The organism is Flavobacterium sp. A45 (assembly GCF_002001005.1).
In the GTDB taxonomy this organism is placed as follows: domain Bacteria; phylum Bacteroidota; class Bacteroidia; order Flavobacteriales; family Flavobacteriaceae; genus Flavobacterium.
In genome coordinates this window covers 1-1,691 of the sequence record NZ_MUNX01000019.1, presented here as the reverse complement: position 1 = coordinate 1,691, position 1,691 = coordinate 1, and the positions used below count along the sequence as shown (strand labels likewise).

Here is a 1,691-nt window from a genome sequence, read left to right as displayed (position 1 = left end):
AATTAGAATAGTTTTTAAGCCAATCTAATATGTTAATGCCAATTACTATTGGAATTTCATCCAAATAAACTTTGTCGCCTTTAAACCTTATGCAATTTATACTATTTAATTTTTTCATAAGTTTTAGTTATATCATTAAACTTGTAATTATATTTAGTTTTTAGAGACTGAATAAATGACCCATCAGGTTTTTCCCCGATCGCTCGGATATGCAAAAAAGTTCTTTAAAAGGATAGCGCGGATTTGCAATCCGTGCCCGCAAAGTATGTAAAAAACTTCCTTGGCTACAAAGCAAATCTACACGAAAATAAATAAATAAAAGCTATGTGATTTATTATTTGTAGCTTTTATTGTATTTTTAGATAAAAAAAATGTCAACAAAATACAAAGCCACAACTTCAGATAAAGCTTATTTTATAACCATAACCACTGTAGGTTGGGTTGATATTTTTACGCGACTCAACCAAAAGTACAATATCGTTAATGCTTTGCAATATTGCCAAGAGAAAAAAGGACTTGAAATTTATGCCTATTGCATTATGCACAGTCATATACATTTAATGTGCAAAGCCACAAATGGTTTCATTTTATCGGATGTCATGCGTGATTTTAAAAAATATACCTCCAAGAAAATTATTCAAACTATAATGGAAGAGCCAGAGAGTCGCAGGGAGTGGCTTTTAGCCTATTTTGAAAAAGCGTGTGCGCATCTTAAAAGAGATCAAAGTTATAAAGTATGGCAAGACGGATATCATGCTGAAATAATAGAAACCAATTGGTTCATAAAACAAAAAGTGAATTATATCCACAATAATCCAGTAAAAGATAAAGTAGTTGCCTTGCCAGAGGATTATTATTTTAGTTCTGCAAGAAATTATGCAGGACTGGAAAATGAATTGGATGTTGTTGTATTGGATTTGTTTTAGATTGTCGATGTACTGTGTGGGCACGGATTGCAAATCCGCGCTATCTTACGTAGAGATATATCCACGCCATCGGGTATGACTTGTCATGTAGACATAGGCATGCACACTCAATCCTTTTTCTTTGATACAATAATTCAAAGATTCATCTAAGATATTGTAATAAATGGGACGCACAAACAAATCAACCCAATCAACAACAGTAATGGTAATAAAAGTGGGCACTGTACTATCTATAACTTTGTATTTCTCAGACATTCTTTTTTTCAAATATATTGATTTTAAAAGAAAAGCAAAAAAAAAAGGAATATACTTGTTTAAAGTTGCTCCTGTTTAAGTTAACAGCGTTGCAAACGCTACGAGTTGTTTTTACAAGTTAAGTAGGCACTCGTTGCAAACGAGCGCCAGTGAGGGGACTAAAAAAAAACGCAAAGTCGGGAGACTTCGCGGAGCTGGGGGTTGCCATATCTTTTTTTGTGCTTTTAATAAAAACCCTCTAATTGCATTCATTCCATATTTTAAAGGCAATAAATCCATCATTGAATAGGCGTTTTTTAATTCTTCTTCGGTTAAACCATATTTAAAAGGATTTTTGGAATTAAACCATTCATCCAAATCGGGGTTTTCTTTATCTAATTCATAACTAATTATTTCAAAAAAACTTAATTCTCGGATATAACTAATGTATTTTAAAATATCATCATCAAACATTTGACTATATTTTGACTTTTTAAGAACTTCATAAAATCTCTTGATTTCTAAATAATC

Annotated in this window: 3 protein-coding genes; 1 reads left to right on the top strand and 2 read right to left on the bottom strand. The window is 31.7% G+C overall.

What is annotated here, in order from left to right; genetic code table 11:
- The first annotated feature begins 371 nt into the window (after positions 1–371).
- Positions 372–926, top strand: coding sequence for a transposase (locus tag B0E44_RS00110; RefSeq protein WP_077370180.1), 555 nt, complete (start codon positions 372–374; stop codon positions 924–926).
- A gap of 45 nt (positions 927–971) precedes the next feature.
- On the opposite strand, the gene B0E44_RS00105 is transcribed toward B0E44_RS00110, so the two are convergent.
- Positions 972–1,193 carry a hypothetical protein gene (locus B0E44_RS00105; protein ID WP_254423219.1) on the bottom strand — a complete coding sequence of 74 codons (222 nt, stop codon included), beginning with the start codon at positions 1,191–1,193 and terminating at the stop codon, positions 972–974.
- Positions 1,194–1,292: 99 nt separating this feature from the next.
- On the bottom strand, positions 1,293–1,691 hold a 399-nt coding region (locus B0E44_RS00100; protein WP_217341279.1), incomplete at its 5' end, for a hypothetical protein.

What these genes read in the sequence shown, in the direction of transcription:
- B0E44_RS00110 (WP_077370180.1), top strand. Translation starts at nt 372, where the DNA reads ATGTCAACAAAATACAAAGCCACAACTTCAGATAAAGCTTATTTTATA.